The sequence below is a fragment of the Thermomonas fusca DSM 15424 genome (genome assembly GCF_000423885.1).
GTDB classification, from domain to species: Bacteria; Pseudomonadota; Gammaproteobacteria; order Xanthomonadales; family Xanthomonadaceae; genus Thermomonas; species Thermomonas fusca.
This window is the reverse complement of record NZ_AUIV01000012.1, coordinates 98575-120453: the sequence shown is the minus strand read 5'-3', so window position 1 is coordinate 120453 and position 21879 is coordinate 98575. Positions and strand designations below refer to the sequence as shown.

The 21879-nt window shown below is 70.1% G+C and carries 16 protein-coding genes; 6 read left to right on the top strand and 10 right to left on the bottom strand.

Annotation, left to right across the window (positions count from 1 at the left end; translation table 11 throughout):
* A partial coding sequence (locus G582_RS0107300; protein ID WP_028839279.1) for a hypothetical protein occupies window positions 1–477 on the top strand: 477 nt, incomplete at its 5' end.
* A gap of 50 nt (window positions 478–527) precedes the next feature.
* Here the strand turns inward: G582_RS0107300 and G582_RS0107295 are convergent.
* The 9 genes from G582_RS0107295 to G582_RS0107255 form a co-directional block, all read right to left on the bottom strand.
* Window positions 528–2633: a heavy metal translocating P-type ATPase gene (locus G582_RS0107295; protein ID WP_028839278.1), complete on the bottom strand. Its 2106-nt coding sequence runs from the start codon at window positions 2631–2633 to the stop codon at window positions 528–530.
* A 59-nt stretch (window positions 2634–2692) separates the two neighbouring features.
* Window positions 2693–3274, bottom strand: coding sequence for a DUF411 domain-containing protein (locus G582_RS15880; RefSeq protein WP_028839277.1), 582 nt, complete (start codon window positions 3272–3274; stop codon window positions 2693–2695).
* A gap of 32 nt (window positions 3275–3306) precedes the next feature.
* Window positions 3307–4404 carry a copper resistance protein B gene (locus G582_RS0107285; protein ID WP_028839276.1) on the bottom strand — a complete coding sequence of 366 codons (1098 nt, stop codon included), beginning with the start codon at window positions 4402–4404 and terminating at the stop codon, window positions 3307–3309.
* Window positions 4401–6194, bottom strand: a complete 1794-nt coding sequence (locus G582_RS0107280; protein ID WP_028839275.1) for a copper resistance system multicopper oxidase — start codon at window positions 6192–6194, stop codon at window positions 4401–4403. Before G582_RS0107280 ends, G582_RS0107285 begins: the two co-directional genes overlap by 4 nt.
* Window positions 6195–6290: 96 nt before the next feature.
* Window positions 6291–6686 carry a CopL family metal-binding regulatory protein gene (locus G582_RS0107275; protein ID WP_028839274.1) on the bottom strand — a complete coding sequence of 132 codons (396 nt, stop codon included), beginning with the start codon at window positions 6684–6686 and terminating at the stop codon, window positions 6291–6293.
* Between the two features lie 117 nt (window positions 6687–6803).
* Window positions 6804–8156, bottom strand: coding sequence for a sensor domain-containing diguanylate cyclase (locus G582_RS15875; protein ID WP_051246955.1), 1353 nt, complete (start codon window positions 8154–8156; stop codon window positions 6804–6806).
* Window positions 8157–8216: 60 nt separating this feature from the next.
* Window positions 8217–11096 (bottom strand): valine--tRNA ligase, encoded by a 2880-nt coding sequence (locus G582_RS0107265; protein ID WP_028839273.1) that lies wholly within the window; start codon window positions 11094–11096, stop codon window positions 8217–8219.
* A gap of 101 nt (window positions 11097–11197) precedes the next feature.
* Entirely contained in the window at window positions 11198–11623 is a 426-nt protein-coding gene (locus G582_RS0107260) for a DNA polymerase III subunit chi (RefSeq protein ID WP_028839272.1), read from the bottom strand.
* Between the two features lie 3 nt (window positions 11624–11626).
* Window positions 11627–13108 (bottom strand): leucyl aminopeptidase, encoded by a 1482-nt coding sequence (locus tag G582_RS0107255; protein WP_028839271.1) that lies wholly within the window; start codon window positions 13106–13108, stop codon window positions 11627–11629.
* Window positions 13109–13269: 161 nt separating this feature from the next.
* Here G582_RS0107255 and lptF point away from each other — a divergent pair, with 161 nt between their 5' ends.
* Both lptF and lptG read left to right on the top strand, forming a co-directional pair.
* Complete coding sequence (gene lptF, locus G582_RS0107250) at window positions 13270–14349, top strand: LPS export ABC transporter permease LptF (RefSeq protein WP_028839270.1); 1080 nt, start codon at window positions 13270–13272, stop codon at window positions 14347–14349.
* The gene (lptG, locus tag G582_RS0107245; protein WP_038053309.1) at window positions 14346–15443 is read left to right on the top strand and encodes an LPS export ABC transporter permease LptG; all 1098 of its coding nucleotides are present in this window, start codon (window positions 14346–14348) and stop codon (window positions 15441–15443) included. The genes lptF and lptG overlap by 4 nt, the downstream gene beginning before the upstream one ends.
* A gap of 25 nt (window positions 15444–15468) precedes the next feature.
* Here the strand turns inward: lptG and G582_RS0107240 are convergent, their stop codons facing one another.
* Window positions 15469–15945 (bottom strand): RDD family protein, encoded by a 477-nt coding sequence (locus G582_RS0107240; RefSeq protein ID WP_028839268.1) that lies wholly within the window; start codon window positions 15943–15945, stop codon window positions 15469–15471.
* Window positions 15946–16027: 82 nt separating this feature from the next.
* Between G582_RS0107240 and xerD the strand changes: the two genes are divergently transcribed.
* The 3 genes from xerD (at window position 16028) to purL (ending at window position 21848) form a co-directional block, all read left to right on the top strand.
* The gene (xerD, locus tag G582_RS0107235; RefSeq protein WP_028839267.1) at window positions 16028–16990 is read left to right on the top strand and encodes a site-specific tyrosine recombinase XerD; all 963 of its coding nucleotides are present in this window, start codon (window positions 16028–16030) and stop codon (window positions 16988–16990) included.
* Window positions 16991–17089: 99 nt separating this feature from the next.
* The gene (locus G582_RS0107230; protein ID WP_028839266.1) at window positions 17090–17893 is read left to right on the top strand and encodes a DsbC family protein; all 804 of its coding nucleotides are present in this window, start codon (window positions 17090–17092) and stop codon (window positions 17891–17893) included.
* A 67-nt stretch (window positions 17894–17960) separates the two neighbouring features.
* Window positions 17961–21848, top strand: coding sequence for a phosphoribosylformylglycinamidine synthase (gene purL, locus G582_RS0107225; protein ID WP_028839265.1), 3888 nt, complete (start codon window positions 17961–17963; stop codon window positions 21846–21848).
* The last annotated feature ends 31 nt before the right edge of the window (window positions 21849–21879 follow it).

Genomic DNA, 21879 nt, shown 5'->3' with positions numbered 1-21879 from the left:
AAGCTGCTGCAGCGCTTCGGGCCGCGCCGGCCGATGGTGTGGGGCCGCATGATCACCGCGCTGGCCATCGCGCTGCTGATGCCCACCCAGGTGATGCTGGACACCTACCGCCTGCTGGCCATCGTCGGCTACACCCTGTTCGGCCTGGGGCTGGCGTTCTATGCCACGCCCTCCACCGACGCGGCGCTGTCCAGCCTGCCGATGGCCCAGTCCGGCTCCGGCGCGGGCATCTACAAGATGGCGTCCTCGCTGGGCGCGGCGCTGGGTGTGGCGATCTCGGGCGCGATCTTCACCGCGCTCGGCCCGTCGGGCAGTGGCGCGCAGTGGCTGGAAGGCGTGATCACTTTCCAGGGGCGCAGCGACAACCTGGCCATCCGCGAAGCGGCGATGGTCGCGCTGGGCTTCAACCTGCTGATGGTGGTGGCGGCGATCGCCTCGATCCTGTTGACGATCCCGGCGGGCAAGCGCGGGAAGTGAGTTGCACGGCAAACGGACGCGCCCTGTCGGCGCCCGTCGGCAGCAGGCATTCACGGCTCGGTCGTGCCTGCGTCATCCGGCAGGCGCGTCCGCGAGAGCCGCAGGGCGTTCGCCACCACGGATGCGGAGCTGAGGCTCATCGCCAACGCCGCGATCATGGGGCTGAGCAGCAGGCCGAACACCGGATAGAGCACGCCAGCGGCGATCGGCACGCCGATGGCGTTGTACAGGAAGGCGAAAGCCAGGTTCTGACGCATGTTAGCGACCGTTGCTTCGGACAGCGCGCGTGCGCGCAGGATGCCGCGCAGATCGCCCTTCACCAGGGTGACCTGCGCGCTGGACATCGCCACGTCGGTGCCGGTGCCCATCGCGATGCCGACATCGGCGTTGGCCAGCGCCGGAGCATCGTTGATGCCGTCGCCCGCCATGGCGACGCGGTGACCTTCGCCGCGCAGCTTCTGGACCAGCACGGCCTTGTCCTCCGGACTGACTTCGCCGTGGAACTCGCTGATCCCCAGCTGCCTGGCTACCGCCCGCGCCGTGGTTCCGCCGTCGCCGGTGGCCATGACCACCCGCATGCCGCGGGCCTGCAGGGCTTCCACCGCCGGCCTGGCCGACGGCTTGATCGGATCGGCGACCGCCAGCAGGCCGAGCGCGCGGCCGTCGGCGGCCAGCAGCATCACGCTGGCTCCGTTGCTGCGCAGGCGTTCGGCCTCGCTGGCCAGCGCTTCCACCGGCACCTGATTGGCCGCCATCAGCGCGTGGTTGCCCAGCAGCAGGCGCTGCCCGTCAACCGTACCGCGGACGCCCATGCCGGTGACGGAGTCGAAGTCCGGCGCGGCGGATAGCTGCAGTCCGCGCGCGCGCGCCTCCGCCACGATGGCCTCGGCCAGCGGGTGCTCGCTGCCCTGGTCGAGGCTGGCGGCCAAGCGCAGCACCTCTTGGTCCGGCGTCGCGCCGATGCCGACAACGGTACTGAACGCCGGCCGGCCTTCCGTCAGCGTGCCGGTCTTGTCGACCACCAACGTGTCCAGGGTGCGGAACTGTTCGATGGCCTCGGCGTCGCGGAACAGCACGCCCGCCTGCGCCGCGCGACCGGTGGCGACCATGATCGACATCGGGGTGGCCAGTCCCAGCGCGCAGGGGCAGGCGATGATCAGCACCGACACCGCGTTGAGGATTGCCCATGTCCACGACGGCTCGGGGCCGAACAGGCCCCAGAGCAGGAACGTGGCGATGGCGACGGAGACCACCGCCAGCACGAACCAGTAGGCCACCTTGTCGGCCATGCGCTGCATGGGCGCCCGCGACCGCTGCGCCTGCGCCACCAGCTGCACGATGCGCGACAGGGTGGTGTCCGCACCCACCTGGTCGGCGCGCATGACCAGGCTGCCGGTACCGTTCATTGTGGCGCCGATCAGGCGCTCGCCTTCGTGCTTGGAGATCGGGATCGGCTCGCCGGTGAGCATTGACTCGTCCACGCTGGAGCGGCCCTCCAGCACGGTGCCGTCCACCGGCACTTTCTCGCCCGGCCTCACCCGCAGCCTGTCGCCGACGTGGACGTGTTCCAGCGGGATGTCCGCTTCGCTGCCGTCCGGCGCGATCCGGCGGGCGGTCTTGGGGCTCAGGCCCAGCAGGGCCTTGATCGCTGCCGAGGTCTTCGAGCGGGCCCGCAGTTCCAGCACCTGGCCCAGCAGGGTCAGCGAGATGATGACCGCGGCCGCCTCGAAATAGACGCCCACCCGGCCATGTTCGTGGAAGCTGTCGGGAAACAGCCCCGGCGCCAGCGTTGCCACCACGCTGTAGCCGTAGGCCGCGGCCACGCCTATGCCGATCAGCGTCCACATGTTGGGGCTGCGGTTGCGGATCGATTGCACGCAGCGCTGGAAGAACGGCCAGCCGGCCCACAGCACCACCGGGGTGGACAGCACCAGCTCCAGCCAGGTGCGTGCGGAGGTGGACAGGCCGGGGAAGTGTTGGCCGAACATCGCCAGCACCAGCACGATCACCGTCAACGGCAGCGTCCAAAGGAAGCGCCGACTGAAATCCGCCAGCTCCGGGTTCTCGTCGTCCTCCAGATTCGGCATCTCCGGTTCCAGCGCCATGCCGCAGATCGGGCAAACGCCCGGTCCCGGCTGCCGGATCTGCGGGTGCATCGGGCAGGTGTAGATGGTGCCCGCCGGCGCGGGATGGTCGGCGTGGGGGTGGGCGTGGGTCATGGCGCTGCCCCTTGCCCGTGCCGGGCGTAGGTCGTGGTGGTGCCGTCGGGTTCGACGCGTTCCACGGTGTAGGGCTGGACGCGGCCGTCGGGGGTTTCCATGCCGGGTGAACCCAGCGGCATGCCCGGCACGGCCAGCCCGCGCGCCCGCGGCCGTTCGGCCAGCAGGCGCTTGACGTCGTCGGCGGGGACATGGCCTTCCACGAAATAACCGCCGACCTGCGCGGTATGGCAGGACACCTTGCCGTCAGGGACGCCAAGCCGCTGGCGCACGGGCTCGAGGTCCGCGCGTTCCTCGACCTGCACCTGGAAACCGGCCGCGCGCATGTGTTCCACCCACGCGCCGCAACAGCCGCAGGTCGGCGTCTTGTGCACCAGCACGACCGGCAGTGCCGCTGGGGTGGCGGTGTTGGCGTCGCCGGCCTCTCCGGCGCGGGCGGCATCCAGCACTGGTGCCGCTGCAGGCGCCGCCGCCGCAGTGGTGGCGAGGGGGCTGCCCTGGTCCGGTGCGCTGCATCCGGCCGTCGCGCCGAACAGCACAAGTGCAATGCCGAGCGCCATCGTGTTGAATCGTTCCATCCGGGTTCTCCTGGAAATCATCGGGCCGCGCATCAGAACCAGATCCGGATGCCGGCCACGACGGTGGTGTCGTTTGCGCGGTGACCTGCCGCGCGCCGAAGGTCGGCCGTCCTGCCGAAAGCCCGGCCGTGTTCGATGCCGATGTACGGTGCGAACTGCCGGGTCACCTCGTAGCGCAGCCGCATGCCCGCTTCGAGCGTGGACAGCCCGGCACCGATCACCAGCGCGGGATCGTCCTTGCCGTAAGCGCGCACCTCGGCGCGCCACTGCAGGATCCAGCGATTGCTCAGCAGGGTGTCGTACTCGGCTTCCGCCTGCAGCAGCGTCCGTCCCTGCTGGCCCGCATAGGCGGTGGCGGACACCTCGAACTTGTAGGGCGCCAGGCCCTGGATGCCGACGCCGACCCAGCTGCGGCCGGGGCCTTCGCCGAAGTCGTGGCGGACGCCCGCCACCACGTCCCACCAGGCGCGGATGCCGCGACCGTACAGGCCCTCCACGCTGGCGCGCTCGACCGTGCCCTGCAGCGCATGGCCTTCGGTCCGCCACCAGAACCTGTGGAGGTCGCCACCGATCCAGCCGCTGCCTTCCCAGCCCAGCGCGGTGCCGTCGTCCGCATCGGAGACTTCGAGGCGGTCGACCAGGCTGTAGGCGTGGGTGCTGGTGCCGTGCTGGTGGTGTGCATGGACCGCAGGGAAGGCGGCGGCCCGATCGGCGTCGGTGACCACCGGGATCGGCTCGCGCGGTGGTGCAGCGACCGGCAGATCGCCTGCCGCGTGCCCCATGGCCGAGTGCTCCATCTTCGAGTGCTCCATCTTCGAGTGGTCCATCTTCGAGTGGTCCATCTTCGAGTGATCCATCGTCGAGTGATCCATCGTCGAGTGATCCATCGTCGAGTGATCCATCGTCGAGTGATCCATCGTCGAGTGATCCATCGTCGAGCGGTCCATCGTCGAGCGGTCTTCGCCCTGTCCCTGTCGTTGGTGCGAAGTCGGCGCGGCGTGCGTGGGGGGCGGCGACTGCGGTTCCGGTGCCTTGGCCGGCGCCGCGTCGTGGCCGGCGTGCTGGGCCAGTACCGGCATAGCCGCGAGCGCGGTGGCCACGCCGATGACCAGATGCGTGAGCCTGTTCATGCGCCTTCCTCCACCCGCACTTCGCGGAACATGCCCGATTCCATGTGGAAGAACAGGTGGCAGTGGTACGCCCAACGGCCCAGCGCGTCGGCCCGCACGCGGTAGCTGCGTTTCGTGCCGGGCGGCATGTCGATGGTGTGCTTGCGCAGGTGGAAGTTGCCTTGCTCGTCTTCCAGGTCGCTCCACAAGCCATGCAGGTGGATCGGGTGGCTCATCATGGTGTCGTTGACCAGCACGATCCGTACCCGCTCGCCGTAGGCCAGCCTGAGCGGCTCGGCCTGGGCGAACTTCAGTCCGTCGAACGACCACGCGAACTTCTCCATGTGGCCGGTCAGGTGCAGCTCGATGGTGCGCCCGGGCTCGCGTCCGTCCGGGTCCGGGAAGCTGCTGCGAAGGTCGGCATAGGTCGCCACCCTGCGGCCGTTGTCGCGCAGGCCGATGCCGGGGTCCGACAACTTCGGGGCCGGCATCATGGTCTGCATGTCCACCAGCGGGTTGTCGGTTTCACTGGCCGGGTGCGCCTGCATGCCCGCGCCGCCGTGATCCATCCCTTGCATGTCGTGGCCGCCATGGCCGGATCCGCCAGCAGGTGCGCCATGCGCGTGTGCCATGCCATCCATCCCGCCATGGCCCATGTCCGCCATGCCGAGCAGCGGCCGCGGGTCCAGCGCCGGCACCGGTGCGCGCAGGCCCTCGCGCACGGCGAGGGTGGCCGACACCCAGCCGGTGCGCGCGCTGTCCTGGGCGAAGATGGTGTAGGCCTCCTGGCCGCGCGGTTCGACGATCACGTCGAACGTCTCCGCCGCCGCCAGCCGCAGCTCGTCGACCGTGAGCGGATGCACGTATTGGCCGTCCACCGCCACCACGGTCATCTCCAGGCCGGGGATGCGGACGTCGAAATAGGTCATCGCCGAACCATTGATGAAGCGCAGCCGCACCTTCTCGCCCGGCTTGAACAACCCGGTCCAGTTGCCCAGCGCGGTGGTGCCGTTGAGCAGGTAGGTATAGGTGTGGGCGTTCACGTCGGACAGGTCCGTCGGCGTCATCCGCATCCGGCCCCAGGCGCCACGGTCGGCCAGCGTGGCCCGTGCGCCCTCGCGCTCGACGTCGCGGAGGAAATCGCCGACGGTCCGCTGGTGGTAGTTGTCGTGGCTGGACATCTTCTTCAGCCGTGCGAACAGCCGGGCCGGATCCATGTCGGTCCAGTCGGACAGGAACACCACGTAGTCGCGGTCGAACGCGAACGGCTCCGGCTCGATCGGGTCGATGATCAGCGGCCCGTACATGCCGCCCTGTTCCTGGAAGCCGGAATGGCTGTGGTACCAGTAGGTGCCGGACTGCCGGACCTGGAAGCGGTACAGGTAGCTCTCGCCCGGACGGATGCCGTCGAAGCTCATCCCCGGCACACCGTCCATGTTCGCGGGCAGCAGGATGCCGTGCCAATGGACGGAGGTGTCCGGGCCGTGGATCGAGCCGCGCGGCAGCTCGTTGCGCACGTGCAGGGCCACGGTCGTGCCTTCCTTCCAGCGCAGGATCGGCCCCGGCAGGCTGCCGTTGATGGTGACGGCCGGGCGCGTCCTGCCGGTGTAGTTGACCAGCGTCTCGCCGACGCGCAGGTCGAACTCGGTGCCGGCCAGCACCTCCGGCTGCCCGGGGGATCGCAGGGCCCAGCCGGGCTTGGGCCAGAGCCCGAGGGTGGAGACGGCGCCCGCCGCAGCGAGGCCTTGGATGAAACGACGGCGCGATGGCGAGGGCAGGCCGCCTCCGCTGCCGGAAGGAAACAGGGACATGGAACGCTCCAGGGTCGAATGGCCGATGGACCGGCACTGACGCCCACCCTTGCGGCGTGGGCACGACAACCGGCACCGTCGGCGCCGGGCTCCCCGTCAGCGGATGGGAGGCCGGATGTCCTCGCCCAATGGCGGCGCGGGGATGCCCAGCGTCGCCAGCGAGGCGACCAGGCCCGTTCCGGCAAGCGACGGCAGGTGGGGCAGCGGTGGGTCCAGGGCCTGGGCGTGATGCAGGCACAGGCACTGGCAGCTGTCGGCACCGCCGCAGCAGTCATCGCCGCAATCGTCGTGGTGATCCGCGGGCGCGGAAGCGCTCGCCAAGCCCGGCTGGCCGTCGCGCTTCCCGTGATGGTCCGCGACCATCCGGGTGGGCGCTGCGTGATGCACGCTCTGGAGCGCGTCCAGGTGCATCGAAACCCCGGCGGCGGCGCTGCCGATGCCGTTCAGCATCAGCGAGACGATCAACAGCCAGCGGGACAGCCTGCGCAGCATGCGGGGACTGTAGCACCCGGGGATCGGCGGGGGTGAACAGCGGCGCACGCTTTTGCCCGGAAGCAGGCTGGTCTTGCCGGCTTGCCGTCGGCACCCGGCTGCAGCCGCACGTGCCGCTCAGTCCTGGGTGGCGTGGCGCGGTGGAGCGATGTGCGGCGTGGACGGCATCGCCGGATCGGCACGTAGCACGCAGGTGCGGTCCCGACCCTGCTGCTTGGCGGTGTACAGCGCCCGATCCGCGCGCGAGAACAGGGTGTCGAAGCTGGGATCCGACGGTTCGACGCAGGCAACGCCGAAGCTGGCGGTGATCGTGAGCGCGGGATGCTCGGGGCAGGGACGGCAGCTGGCGGTCATCAGCCGGATGCGTTCGGCAATCACGCGGGCGGCAGCCGCGTCGGTGTCCGGGAGCAGGATGCAGAACTCCTCGCCGCCGGTGCGCGCGCACAGGTCCTCTTCGCGCAGGACGTGCTGGCAGCAGTGGGCGAAATCCTGCAGCACCTGGTCGCCGACGGCGTGGCCGAAGTCATCGTTGACCCGCTTGAAGTGGTCGATGTCGATGGCGACCAGGCTCAACGGCATGCCGTGGCGGTGGCTGCGGGCGAACTCCGTCTCCGCACGCTCCTGGAAACTGCGGCGGTTGGCCAGGCCGGTCAGGCTGTCGGTGCGGACCTGGCGCTGCAGTTCCTCCTTCAGCTCGTGCAGCTCGGTGATGTCGGTGACCAGGCCGATCAGGGCCGGGCTGCCGTTGAAGTCCGGCCACGGCACCACCACGCTCCAGTAGTGGCGCAGGCGGCCTTCGGAATCGACCAGGGATTCCTCTCCGGCGTAGCGTTCGCCGGTGGCCAGCATGCGGAGATCCTTTTCCCAGAACGCATCGGCGGCCTCGCGCGGCATCAGCTCGCTGTCCAGCCTGCCGACGATCTGGTCCACCGGCCGCCCGAACACATCAGCCAGGTGCCGGTTGGCATAGCGGAAGCGGCGATCGGCCCCTTTGACGTAGACCAGGCCGTCGATGTTGTCGAGCACCGTATCCAGCAGTTCCTTCTGCTGGCGCACCCGGTCCTCCAGCCGCTTCTTCTCGGTGATGTCGTGGGAAATCCCGAGCAGCCCGACGATGGCGCCGCTGGCATCTCGCAGCGGCTTCTTGATCGACCAGTAGCTGCGCGATTCGCCGGTGGCGTGGATGTGGTTGGTTTCCTCGCGGGCGATGGTTTCGCCCAGCTCCAGCACGCGCCGGTCGGTCTTGCGCAAGGTGTCGCCGGCTTCGCCGATGTCGACGAAATCGGTGAACGACTTGCCCAGGACGGCATCAAGCGGGTGACCGCCCAGCAGGTCCAGCACCAGCTGGTTGGCGTAGGTGTAGCGGCCTTCCAGATCGGTGGTGTAGACGAAGGCGCCTACTTCGTCCAGCAGCTGGCGGTAGGGATCGGTGGTGATGGGCGCGCCGCTGCCCGGGGTCTGGCTGGCCATCTGTGGATGCCCTCGCTGGCGTGTGCGTCGCCCCGGCGCGGTGGCCCCGGGGCGCTGATGCTAGCCCAGCCTACTCCGTTGCGCGGAGAGCGCGTCAAGCTTGCCGGCCCAGTCGGCCAGGCGCGCCTGCTCCTGCTCCACCACCGCGGCCGGCACGCCGGCGCCGAACTTGGCCAGCTTGGCTTCGCTCTTGTCCTTTTCCGCGGCGATCTTGGCGATTTCCTTGTCCAGCCGTGCGCGCTCGGCGTCGAGGTCCACCAGCCCCTCCAGCGGCACGAACAGCTGCAGCTCGCCAACCACGGCCGGCGCGGCAGCCGGCGGCTCGCCGGCGATCGTCTCGATCCGTTCCAGCCTGCACAGGAAGCGCAGCGAGGCGTCGAAGCGCTGCAGGCGGGACGCATCCTCGGTGGTGCCGCCGCGCGCCAGCAGGGTGAGCTGCTTGGCCGGCGACACGCCCAGTTCGCTGCGGATGCGGCGCACCGCGCTGGCCATCCCCTTCAGCCATTCGATGTCGGCGTCGGCCTGCGCGAATGCGGTGGCGTCGACATCGCCGGGCTGCGGATACGCCTGCAGCATGAGGCTGCCGGACTTGCCGAGCTTCGGCGCAACGGCCTGCCACAGTTCCTCGGTGACGAACGGGATCAGCGGGTGCAGCATGCGCAGCAGTGCGTCCAGCACATACAGCAGGGTGTGGCGGGTGCTGGCCGCGGTGGCGGCGTCATCGGCCGCTTCCGGCATCCTGCCTTCAGCGACACTCGCACTTCCCTGTGCAGCGCCGTTCAGTGCCGGCTTGGCCAGCTCCACGAACCAGTCGCAGAACTGGTTCCAGGCGAATTCGTACAGGCACTGCGCCAGCAGGTCGAAGCGGTAGCTGGCGAAGTGTTCCGCGGCTTCCGCGCTGACCCGGTCGAGCTGCGACAGGATCCAGCGTTCGGCATCGGTCTGCGGCTGCGGCTTGCCGTTGAAGGTCGCGTCGCCGACGTTCATCAGCGCGAAGCGCGTTGCGTTCCACAGCTTGTTGCAGAAGTTCCTGTAGCCCTCGGCGCGGGCGAGGTCGAACTTGATGTCGCGGCCGGGGCCGGCCAGCGCGGCCATGGTGAAGCGCAGCGCGTCGGCGCCGTGCGGGTTGATGCCGTTCGGGAACTCCTTGCGGGTGTCCTTCTCGATCTTCTCGGCCATCTTCGGCTGCATCAGCCCGAAGGTGCGCTTGGCGACCAGGTCGTCGGCGCTGATGCCGTCGATGATGTCGATCGGGTCCAGCACGTTGCCCTTCGACTTCGACATCTTCTGGCCGTTCTTGTCGCGCACCAGGCCGGTGATGTAGACGTCGTGGAACGGCACCTGGCCGGTGAAGTGGTCGGTCATCATCACCATCCTGGCGACCCAGAAAAAGATGATGTCGAAGCCGGTGACCAGCACGTTCGAAGGCACGTGTTGCGCGAAGCCGCGTTCCGCCATCGCCGCCGCGTCAGGCCAGCCCTGCGTGCTGAACGGGAACATCGCCGAGGAGAACCAGGTCTCCAGCACGTCCGGGTCCTGCCGCAGCGGCGCATCGCCCAGCCCGTGTGCCGCGCGCACCTCGGCTTCGCTGCGGCCCACGTACACCTTGCCGGCATCGTCGAACCATGCCGGGATGCGGTGGCCCCACCACAGCTGGCGGCTGATGCACCAGTCCTGCAGGTTCTCCATCCAGTGGCGGTAGGTGTTGATCCAGTTCGGCGGCACGAACTTCACCGCGCCCGACTCGGCGAGCTCCAGGCCGCGATTGCCCAGCGTGTCCATCTGCACGAACCACTGGTCGGTCAGGTAGGGCTCGATCACCTGGCCGCTGCGGTCGCCGCGCGGCACCTGCAGCTTGTGCGGCTTGACCTCGACCAGCAGGCCGGCGGCGTCGAGGTCGGCGACGATCAGCTTGCGCGCCTCGAAGCGGTCCAGCCCGCGGTACTTGTCGGCGATGTCGTCGCGATCCGAGAGCACCTTGGCTTCGGGCGTGAAGATGTTGATTAGCGGCAGCGAATGCCGCTGGCCCACCGCGTAGTCGTTGAAGTCGTGCGCCGGCGTCACCTTGACCACGCCGGTGCCGAACGCGCGGTCGACGTAGTCGTCGGTGATGACCGGGATGCGGCGGCCGGTCAGCGGCAGCGCCACGAACTTGCCGTGCAGCGCGAGGTAGCGCGGGTCTTCCGGGTGCACCATCGCCGCGGTGTCGCCGAGCATGGTTTCCGGGCGGGTGGTGGCCACCACCACGTAGTCGCGGGTCTCGCGCAGGAACTCGACGCCGTCGGCATCGACCTCCACGTGTTCATAGCTCGCGCCATCGGCCAGCGGGTAGCGGATCGACCACAGGTGGCCGTTCTCCTCCTCGCTCACCACCTCCAGGTCGGAGATCGCGGTTTTCAGCACCGGGTCCCAGTTGACCAGCCGCTGGCCGCGGTAGATCAGGCCCTGCTCGTGCAGGCGCACGAAGGCTTCGGTGACCGCCTGCGACGGCATGGGGTCCATGGTGAACACGCTGCGCGACCAGTCCCCGCTGGCGCCCAGCCGGCGCATCTGCCGCTCGATGGTGTCGCCGGAGTGCTGCTTCCACTCCCACACTTTTTCGATGAACTTCTCGCGGCCCAATGAATCGCGGGTCTCGCCCTTGCCTTCGATGGCCAGGTTGCGGCTGACCACCATCTCGGTGGCGATGCCGGCGTGGTCGGTGCCCATCTGCCACAGGGTGCGGAAGCCGCGCATGCGGTGGTAGCGCACCAGCGCGTCCATCAGCGTGTGCTGGAACGCATGGCCCATGTGCAGGGTGCCGGTGACGTTCGGCGGCGGCAGCAGGATGGTGTAGGCCGGGCCGTTGCCGGCTGGCGCGAACGCGCCGCTGCCTTCCCACTGCTGGTACAGGCGGGTTTCGAAGGATTGCGGGTCGAAGCCGGAGGCGAGGGTGGTCATCGGTGGGTGGTCATCGAAAGCGGTTGGTGTGCTTCATGCAGGCGCGGCCGGAACCGTACCCGTGGCGTTTGGATCGGAGCTGTTGCCCCGCCTGCAGGCCGTTACATGTCGTATTTCTTGAGATCGAAGCCCAGCGACTGGTAATGCTTCCAGCGCTCGCGCAGCGGGCCGCGCGCGGCCGGGTCGGCCGGCACCACTTCCAGCACGCGCTCGAAGCCACCGGCCGGCGCGTCGTCGCGCAGGTTGATCAGCAGCGGGCGCGGTGTGGGGTCAGCCTCCGGCGCCGCAATCAGCACCGGCGCCTCATCCTCGTCCTCGTCCTGGCCTGCGATCTGGTGCGGCAGGTACTCGTCGGGATCGAATGACCACAGCAGGTCGTCCAGCGCTTCCGCCTGCGCCATGTCGCGGGCCAGCACCAGCGTTGGCAGGTCGGCGGCGAATGCACGCTTGGCCAGCTCGCAGACCAGCAGCAGCGGCTGTTCGCGGAAGCGCGGCTTGTCGATCAGGTAGAAGTCGGCGCGGGGCATGGCTTACCCGGCGCGATCCAGCAGCCACTGGCTGAGCATGCCGACCGGGCGGCCGGTGGCCATGCCCATCTTGCCGTCGTCGGAGGCGGAGCCGGCGATGTCCAGGTGCACCCAGCGCTGGCCGTCGGTGAAGCGCGACAGGAAGCAGCCGGCGGCAATCGCGCCGGCCCAGCGGCCGCCGATGTTGTAGATGTCGGCGAAGGCCGAATCCAGCATCGGCTGGTATTCGTCCCACAGCGGCAGCTGCCAGCCGCGGTCGAACACGGTTTCGCCGGCATCCAGCAGTTCGCGCGCGAGGTCGTGGCTGCTCTTGGTCATCACGCCGGTGGCGTACTTGCCCAGCGCAACCATGCAGGCGCCGGTGAGGGTGGCGACGTTGACCAGCGCGGCCGGCTGGAAACGCTGCGCATAGGTCAGCGCATCGCACAGGATCAGGCGACCTTCGGCATCGGTGTTGCCGACCTCGATGGTCTTGCCGCTCATGCTGGTGATGACGTCGGACGGGCGGTAACTGTTGCCGTCGATGGCGTTTTCCACCGCCGCCGCGATGCACACCAGGTTGACCGGCAGGCGCATGCCCACCGCGGCCACGAACGTGCCCAGCACGGTGGCGGCGCCGCACATGTCGTACTTCATTTCCTCGATGCCGCCCTGCGTCTTCAGGTTGACGCCGCCGGTGTCGAAGGTGATGCCCTTGCCGACCAGCACGAAGGGCTTGGCGTCGCCGCCGTTGGAATACTTCAGCACCACCAGCCGCGGGCGCTGCGCGCTGCCGCGCGCCACCGCCAGCAGCGAGCCCATGCCCAGCGCTTCCATCGCTGCCTCGTCCAGCACCTCGCACTCGACGCCTTCGCTGCGCGCCGCCAACTCCTGCGCCTGCTGCGCGATGTAGGCCGGGTTGCAGATGTTCGGCGGCAGGTTGCCCAGCTCGCGGCTGAAGCGCACGCCGGCGGCGATCGCCACGCCCTGCGCCAGCGCGGCGGCGTCGCTGCCGGCCACGTGCAGGTGCTGCAGGCCCTTGTCCTCGCGCTTCTTGTTCTTCTCGCCCAGGGTGGCGAGGTAGCGATAGCAGGCGTGGTCGCTGGCAATCACCGCCTGGCGGATGTTCCAGGCCGCGTCGCGGTCCTTGACCGCCACTTCGGCCAGGGTGAACAGCGCGCTGGCCACCGCGCCGGTCTTCAGCGCGCGGGCGGCATCGCCCACGGCCTTGAGGTACTGCGGCACGCCGAACTTGCCGGCATCGCCCAGCCCGACCACCAGCACGCGCGGCGCGGCGATTCCGGCCAGGTCATGCAACAGGGCGGTCTTGCCGGTCTTGCCGGACACGTCGCCGCGCTCCAGCAGGGCGCGGATGCGGCCGCTGCTGGCGGCGTCCAGCGCCTGCGCGGCGGGCGTCAGGCTGCCGTCGGCGAAGGCGCCAACCACGATGCAGTCGACGGTGGCAGAGGCGGGGGTGGTTTGGTTCAGGCTGAATTCGAGGCTCATCGAACAAGGTATCCGGGCTGGATGACGAAAAAGAAGGCGGCCTGCCGGTTGCGACCGGCGGGCAGGCGGGCTGGGTCGCTTACAATGCGCGGCCGCGCCGGGCGCTCAGCGCCGCGTGGCGAACCCCGATTCTAAAGCATGTTCTGGAGCACGCCGGCCTGATGCCGAAGCTGGACCGCTACCTCAGCGCCGAGTTCGCCCGTGCCGTGCTTGCCGCGCTGGTGGTGCTGGGCATGGTCAGCCTGGGCGGCGTGTTCGCCGACCTGATCGGCGAGATGGCCGCCGGCAAGGTGCCGCCGGCGCTGCTGCTGTCGCAGCTGGGCCTGCGCCTGCTTGGCTACCTGCCGCTCATCCTGCCGCTGGCGCTGCTGCTGGGGCTGCTGCTGGCGGTGGGCCGGCTCTATCGCGATTCGGAAATGCACGTGCTGAGCGCCGCCGGCGTGGGTCCGCTGCGGATGCTGCGGCCGCTGCTGCTGGTGGTGGCGCCAGTGCTGATCGCGATTGCCGCCTGTTCGCTGTGGCTGGGGCCGTGGGCGAACCGGCTGGCGCGCGGGATGGTGATCGAAGCCAACAAGAACCTGCTGGTGGCCGGGCTGGAGCCAGGCCGCTTCACCCCGATGGCCAACGGCGGCGTGGCCTATGCCGGCGAGATGTCCAGCGATGGCACCAAGCTGGCGCGGGTGTTCATCTTCCGCGAGCGCGGCGACCGCATGGACGTGGCCACCGCCCGCAGCGGCGAGCTGTATCGCGACCAGGGCGCGCGGGTGCTGGCGCTGCTGGACGGTTTCCGGGTGGAAGGGCCGCAGGCAGGCGGCGAGCTCGACTACCGGCTGATGCACTACGCCCGCAACGAGATGCAGTTGCCGGCGCCGGACGACCAGCGGCAGATGGACGATCCCGCCTTCAAGACCATCGGTGAACTGCTGGCGGATCCCGCCGCACCGGCGCGGGCGGAGTTGCACTGGCGGATCGCGCCGACGCTGCTGGCGCTGGCGTTCGCGCTGATGGCGCTGCCGCTGGCGCGCAGCTCGCCGCGGCAGTCGCGCCACGGTGCGCTGCTGCTGGCCTTCCTGGCCTATCTGGTGGGGGTGTTCCTGATGATCCTGGGCACCGAATGGCTGGCCACGGGCCGGCTGCCGGTGGCCGCCGGGCTGTGGTGGCTGCTGCTGCCGATGCTGGCGCTGGGCGCGTGGCTGTATGCGCGCGACGGCCGCGTGGCGCGGCCCTGGAGGCGGCGATGAAACACTGGCCGCGGCTGCACGACAGCTATATCGCGCGGGCGGTGATCGGCAGCGTCTTGCTGGCCTGGGGCGTACTGCTCGGGCTGGACGTGGTGCTGGCGTTCGCCGACGGCGTCGGCGACATCGGCAAGGGCGCCTTCACCGCCAACCACGCGATCGCGGTCACCGGGCTGAGCATCCCGTGGCGCGCCTACAATCTGTTCCCGACCGCGGCGGTGATCGGTGCGCTGCTCGGCCTGGGCCAGCTGGCGGCCTCGTCCGAGTTGACGGCGCTGCGCGCGCTGGGCCTGTCGCGGCGGCGCCTGAGCGTGTCGGTGGCGGCCTCGCTGGCGCTGCTGACCCTGCTGATGGTGGTGAACGGCGAGACCCTGGCGCCGTGGGGCGAGGAGCGCGCGCAGGCGCTGAAATCGGTGCGCAACACCGATCTGGTGGTGTCCAAGTACAGCGGTCTGTGGGCGCGCGAAGGCGACATGTTCCTCAATGCGCGCAGCGGCGAGCAGAAGCAGCGCGGCGGCGACAGCTGGCTGGAGCTGCGCGGCGTGCGCCTGTTCCAGTTCGATGGCGACGGCCGCCTGCAGTCGATCGCCAACGTCGATGTGGCCGAGCATCGCCCCGGCGGCTGGCAGCTGCGCGGTGTCGAACGCACCACCTTCCACGCCAAGTCGGTCAGCCGCAGCCGCAGCGCGCAGGAGCACTGGAAATCGCAGCTGGACGAGACCGCGCTGGCCTCCAGCGTGACCAAGCCGCGCAACATGGGCAGCCGCGAGCTGGCGCAGAGCATCGACTATCGCCGTCGCAACGGGCTGGAAGCCGGCGAGCTCGAGGACATCTACTGGGGCCGCTGGTTCTATCCCATCAACGTGCTGGCGCTGTGCCTGGCGGCGATCCCGTTCGCGTTCGGCTCGCTGCGCAGTGGCGGCTACGGCAAGCGGGTGTTCATCGGCATCGTGTTCGCGCTCGGCTTCTGGGTGCTGCAGCGGATTTTCGGTGAGCTGGCCGGCATCTTCCGCTTCGACTACCGCATCGCCTACGCGCTGCCGCCGGTGGTGATGCTGACGGTGTCCTGGCTGCTGTTCCGCCGGCGCAGCAGCTAGCCCGCCGGCGAGTCCTGCTCCGCCGTCAGGCAGCCGGTTTCGGAAGCCGCTGCAGGCGCGTCCCGCTGGCGTGGTCGTGCCAGGTCAGCCCTTCGCGGTCGACCCAGGCCCACCAGAAGCCCAGGCCCGCCGCCAGCAGGGACAGCGTGGCCATCGCGTAGCGCTGCCACAGCACGCGCGTTGTCGGTTCGCCGCCGTTGGCGGCGACCACTTCCAGTCGCCAGGGCCGCATCCCCAGCGTCTGCCCGCCGCGCCGCCAGCTGTTTGTTGCGTACACGCCGGTGGCCAGCCAGCAGCACAGCCACAGCAGCCACTGCAGCGTGCTGAAGGGCGCGATGTTTTGCTGCGCCGGGTGGTCGCCGAGATAGGTGTAGCCGAGGGTGAAGGCGGTGGACAGCAGCATCCACAGCGCCAGCATCGGGAAAAGGTCGTACAGCAGCGCAAGCAGGCGCCAGCCGATGAGGGCGGGGAAACGTCGGGCGGGCGGGGCTTGTCCGGGCATCGGCACAGGATACAGGCGGGGCGGCGCGCGCCTGCGCGCTGGCAAGGTGCCGGAAACGCGCCGGGGCTCTACCCTTGCGCATATGCCCAGCGCCGCCGACCGCCGCCAGTTGTCCCGCAGCCTGCCGCCGCTGGCGGAGGAGGACGCGGCCGGCATCGAGCGATTCCTTGATGCGGCTTGGGCCGAGCACGGGCTGTCGCGCGCGACCCTGTCGGCGTATCGCGCCGACCTGCGGGGGCTGGCGCGCTGGCTGCGCGCGATGGCCCGGCCGCCGCTGGAGCAGGCGCGGCGCGAAGACCTGTTCGCCTGCCTGGCGATGCGCGCCGAGGCCGGCTACTCGCCGCGCAGCACCGCGCGGCTGCTGTCCAGCCTGCGCGCCTATTTCGCCCATGCGCTGCGCAGCGGCGCGCGCAAGGACGATCCTTGCGCCCTGCTGCAGCCGCCGACGCTGCCGCGCCTGCTGCCCAAGGCCCTGTCGGAAATGCAGGTGGTGGCACTGCTGGACGCCCCAGACGTGACATCGCCGACGGGTCTGCGCGACCGCGCGATGCTGGAGCTGATGTACGCCGCCGGGCTGCGGGTAAGCGAGCTGGTCGGGCTGCCGGCCACCGCGCTCAACCTGCGCCAGGGCGTGCTGCGGGTGACCGGCAAGGGCGGCCGCGAGCGGCTGGTGCCGCTGGGGGAGGAATCGCGGCACTGGCTGGAGCGCTATCTGCGCGAGGCGCGCTCGCCGCTGCTGGCGCGCGTTCGCCAGTCGTCGACGGTGCAGGCGCTGTTCGTCGAGGCAGACGGCGACGCGCCCAGCCGGCAGGCGTTCTGGGCGCTGGTGAAGCGCTGCGCGGTGGCGGCCGGCATCGACCCCGCGAAGATCAGCCCGCACGGTCTGCGCCACAGCTTCGCCACCCACCTGCTCAACCACGGCGCCGACCTGCGCGCGCTGCAGATGTTGCTGGGCCACAGTTCCCTGACCACCACCCAGATCTACACCCTGGTGGCCCGCGACCGCCTGCGCAACCTGCACGCGCAGCACCACCCGCGCGCTTGATGGCGTGAGGGCGGCCGGTCGCGGCCGGGACGGCATGCGAGAATGCGGAACCAAAGGCGCCCGGTCCGGTCGGATGCAGCGCCCCTATCCGGAGTTCCGATGAAGCGCCTCGTCTTTGCCGCCCTGTTCTGCCTCAGCCTGTCTGCCTGCGCGCAGTCCACCGCTCCCGCCGCGCCTGCCGCCGCCAAGCCGGTAGCGACGGTGAAGGAACCCAGCTTCGTCGCCGGTACCCCGGAAGCACGCGTGCGCGATGCGCTGCGCGTGCTGAACCCGCGCATCCAGGTCGAATCCATCGGCAAGGCGGCGATTCCGGGCTTCCGCGAAGTCATCGCCGGTGGCCAGGTGATCTGGGTCAGCGACGACGGCAAGTACCTGTTCCAGGGCGACCTGCTGGACATCGCCGCCCGCAAGGACCTGGGCGACGAGGCGATGGCCAAGGTGCGCCGGCAGGTGCTGGCCACCCTGCCCGAGGCCGACCGCATCGTGTATGCCCCGGCCGGCGCCACCAAGCACACCGTGGTGGTGCTGACCGACGTGGAATGCGGCTACTGCCGCAAGTTCCACACCGACATCGCCGAGTACACCAAGCGTGGCATCCGGGTGGAATACCTGGCGTTCCCGCGCGCCGGGATCGGCAGCCCCGACTACCGCAAGATGGTGGCGGTGTGGTGCGCGCCGGATCGGCGCAAGGCGCTGACCGACGCCAAGAACGACCGCGCCGTGCCGGAAAAACCGTGCACCCGCTCGCCGGTGGACATGCAGTACAACGCCGGCCTGCGGATGGGACTGGAGGGCACGCCGATGATCCTCGATGCCGCTGGCCACCAGCTCGGCGGCTATCTGCCGCCGGATGCGCTGCTGGAGCGGCTGGACGCGATGGCCAAGGACAACAAGGCCGGCTGAGCCCCGCCGCGGGCCGGGCCTGTTCGGCTCGGCTACAATGTCGGGCCGTCCCCAACAGCTGCCGGACATGATCGTCCTCGAGGGCGCGCCCGCCCTGTCGCCATTCCGCCGCGACCGCCTGCAAGCCCGTCTTCAAAGCCTAGTCCCCGGCCTGCGCATCGCCGGGGCCTGGCACGGTTACTGGATCGACCCGGAACCCGGCGCCACGCCGGATGCCGCCGCGCTGCGCCGCATCCTGCAGGCGGAGGATGGCTTCGCCGCCGCCGCCGCCGCCGACGCGGTCAGCCGCTTCGTGGTGCCACGGCTGGGCACGCTGTCGCCATGGGCCAGCAAGGCCACCGAGCTGCTGCGCGGCGCCGGCCTGCCGGTGCGGCGCGTCGAGCGCGGCCTGCGCCTCGACCTGACCGGCTGGCCGGACGATGCCGCCACCCAGGCGGCGCTGGCCAAGTTGCTGCACGACCCGATGACCCAGTCGCTGCTGGCCGCGCGCGACGCCGGCGCGGCGCTGTTCGCCGCGCAGCCCGCGGGCGATGTCGAAGTGATCCCGCTGGCGCAGCTGGAGGCGGCGAATGCGCGCCTCGGGCTGGCGCTGGCCGACGACGAGATCGACTACCTGCGTGGCCGCTACGCCGAGCTGGGCCGAGACCCGCACGACATCGAGCTGATGATGTTCGCGCAGGCGAACTCCGAGCACTGCCGGCACAAGATCTTCAACGCCAGCTGGACCATCGACGGGCAGCCACAGCCGGTCTCGCTGTTCAAGATGATCAAGAACACCCAGGCGCGCACGCCGGAGCACGTGCTGTCGGCCTACAGCGACAACGCCGCGGTGGTGGAAGGCTATGCCGCGTCGCGCTGGCGGCCGGATCCGGACACCCAGCGTTACCGCAGCGAGCCGGTCACCAACTCGGCGTTCTGCATCAAGGTGGAAACCCACAACCACCCGACCGCGATCGCGCCCTTCCCCGGCGCCTCCACCGGCGCCGGCGGCGAAATCCGCGACGAGGGTGCCACCGGCCGCGGTGGTCGCCCGAAGGCCGGCCTGTGCGGTTTCTCGGTCTCGCACCTGCGCATCCCCACGCTGCCGCAGCCGTGGGAAGGCCAGCGCGCGCTAAACCCGCGCATGGCCTCGGCCTTCGAGATCATGCTCGACGGCCCGCTGGGCGCGGCGGCGTTCAACAACGAATTCGGCCGGCCCAACCTGACCGGCTATTTCCGCAGCTTCGAGCTGCCGGAGGGCGAGGGCCTCACCCGCGCCTACGACAAGCCGATCATGCTGGCCGGCGGCCTGGGCGCCATCGATCGCGGCCAGGTCGACAAGCTGCCGCTGTCGCCCGGCGATGCGGTGATCGTGCTCGGTGGCCCGGCGATGCTGATCGGGCTTGGCGGCGGCGCCGCCAGCTCGGTGGCCTCCGGTGAATCCGCCGAAGACCTGGATTTCGCCTCGGTGCAGCGCGACAACCCGGAGATGGAGCGGCGCGCGCAAGAGGTCATCGACCGCTGCGTGGCGCGCGGTGCCGACAACCCGATCCTGTGCATCCACGATGTCGGCGCGGGCGGCCTGTCCAACGCGATCCCGGAGATCCTGCACGACTTCGGCGTGGGCGGCGTGATCGACCTCGGCAAGGTGCCGAAGGACGACCCCTCGCTGTCGCCGATGCAGCTGTGGTGCAACGAATCGCAGGAACGCTACGTGCTGGGCGTGGCGCAGTCGCGGGTGGCCGAGTTCGCCGCGTTGTGCGCGCGCGAGCGCTGCCCGTTCGCGGTGGTCGGCATCGCCACCGCCGAGGAACACCTGCGGGTGGGCTATGAAGGCCAGCCGCCTGCCATCGATCTGCCGATGGACGTGCTGTTCGGCAAGGCGCCGAAGATGCACCGCGACACCGCGCACCCGGCGCCGCCGCGCTGGCCGCAGGCGGACACCGATGCGCTGGACCTGCACGACGCCGGCCTGCGCGTGTTGGCGCACCCGGCGGTGGCGGCGAAATCCTTCCTCATCACCATTGGCGATCGCACGGTCGGTGGCCTGACCGCGCGCGACCAGATGGTGGGCCCGTGGCAGATGCCGGTGGCCGACTGCGCGATCACGTTCTCCGGCTTCGACGGTTTCACCGGCGAAGCGATGAGCGTGGGCGAACGCACCCCGCTGGCGCTGCTGGACGCCGCCGCCTCGGCGCGGATGGCGGTGGGCGAGGCGGTCACCAACCTGATGGCGGCGCCGCTGGAATCGCTCAACCGGATCAAGCTGTCCGCCAACTGGATGGCCGCGGCCGGCCATGCCGGCGAGGACGCGCGCCTGTTCGATGCGGTGAAAGCCGTGGGCATGGAGCTGTGCCCGGAGCTGGAGCTCGGCATCCCGGTCGGCAAGGATTCGCTGTCGATGCAGGCGCAGTACCAGGCCGACGGCCAGGCGCACAAGTCGGTGTCGCCGGTGTCGCTGGTGGTGTCCGCGTTCGCCCCGGTGCTGGACGTGCGCGCCCAGCTGACCCCGCTGCTGCGCCGCGACGTCGACTCCGAGCTGTGGCTGATCGGCCTTGGCGGCGGGCGCCAGCGCATGGGCGGTTCGGTGCTGGCGCAGTGCCACCCGGAAGCCAACGGCGGCGCCGCGCTGCCGGCGTTCGGCGGCGAAGCGCCCGATCTCGATGATCCGCAGCGCTTGCGCGCTCTGTTCGAGTTGATCCGCGATGCGCGCGAAGACGGCCTGCTGCTGGCCTACCACGACCGTTCCGATGGCGGCGTGTTCGCCGCGCTGTGCGAGATGGCGTTCACCTCGCACCTGGGCCTCGACATCCGCCTTGACGGCTGGGGCGACGGCCGCACCGGCGACCCGCTGCGGGTGCTGTTCAACGAGGAACTGGGCGCGGTGGTGCAGGTGCCGGTGGAGGAGCGCGCAGCGTTCGCCGACCTGGTGGCCCGCCACGGCCTGATCGAGTGCGCGCAGCGCATCGCGGTGCCCACCACCGCGCCGGTGGTGCGCATCGCCGACGGCGACGACGAGCTGGCGAAGTGGCGCTGGGACGAGCTGTTCGACGCCTGGTGGTCGGTCACCCACGCGATGCAGAAGCTGCGCGACAACCCCGACGGCGCCGACAGCGAGCGCGAGTCCGCGCGCCGCTTCGACGCGCCGGGCCTGCAGCCGGTGCTGGGCTTCGATGCCGCCGAAGATGTCGCCGCGCCGTTCGTTTCGACCGGCGCGCGGCCGAAGGTGGCGATCCTGCGCGAGCAGGGCGTCAACAGCCAGATCGAGATGGCCTGGGGCTTCGACCGTGCAGGCTTCGATACCTTCGACGTGCACATGAGCGACCTGATCGCCGGCCGCTTCGACCTCAAGGACTTCCACGGCCTCGCCGCCTGCGGCGGCTTCAGCTACGGCGACGTGCTGGGCGCGGGCCGCGGCTGGGCCACCTCGATCCTCGAGCGCGCCGCGCTGCGCGAGATGTTCGCAGGCTTCTTCGCCCGTGAAGACAGCTTCTCGCTGGGCATCTGCAACGGCTGCCAGATGATGGCGCAGCTGCGCGACATCATCCCCGGCGCGGAGCACTGGCCAACCTTCCAGCGCAATGCCAGCGAGCAGTACGAAGCGCGGCTGGCGCTGCTGGAGGTGGGCGAGTCGCCGTCGCTGTTCCTGCGCGGCATGGCCGGCTCGCGCATTCCGGTGGCGGTGGCGCACGGCGAGGGTCGCGCGGTGTTCGCCAACGTGATCGACCAGGGCGCGGTGGACGTGGCCGCGCGCTACGTCGAGGGCGGCCGCATCGCCGACTGCTACCCGGCCAACCCCAACGGCTCGCCCGACGGCATCGCCGGCGTGGCCAGCCGCGACGGCCGCGCCACCCTGCTGATGCCACACCCCGAGCGCACCCTGCGCAGCGCCAACTTCAGCTGGGCGCCTGCCGACTGGCCGGAGGATTCGCCGTGGCAGCGCATGTTCCGCAACGCCCGGGTGTGGGTCGGCTGATTTCGCGCAATTTCGTTCGACCGACGTGATT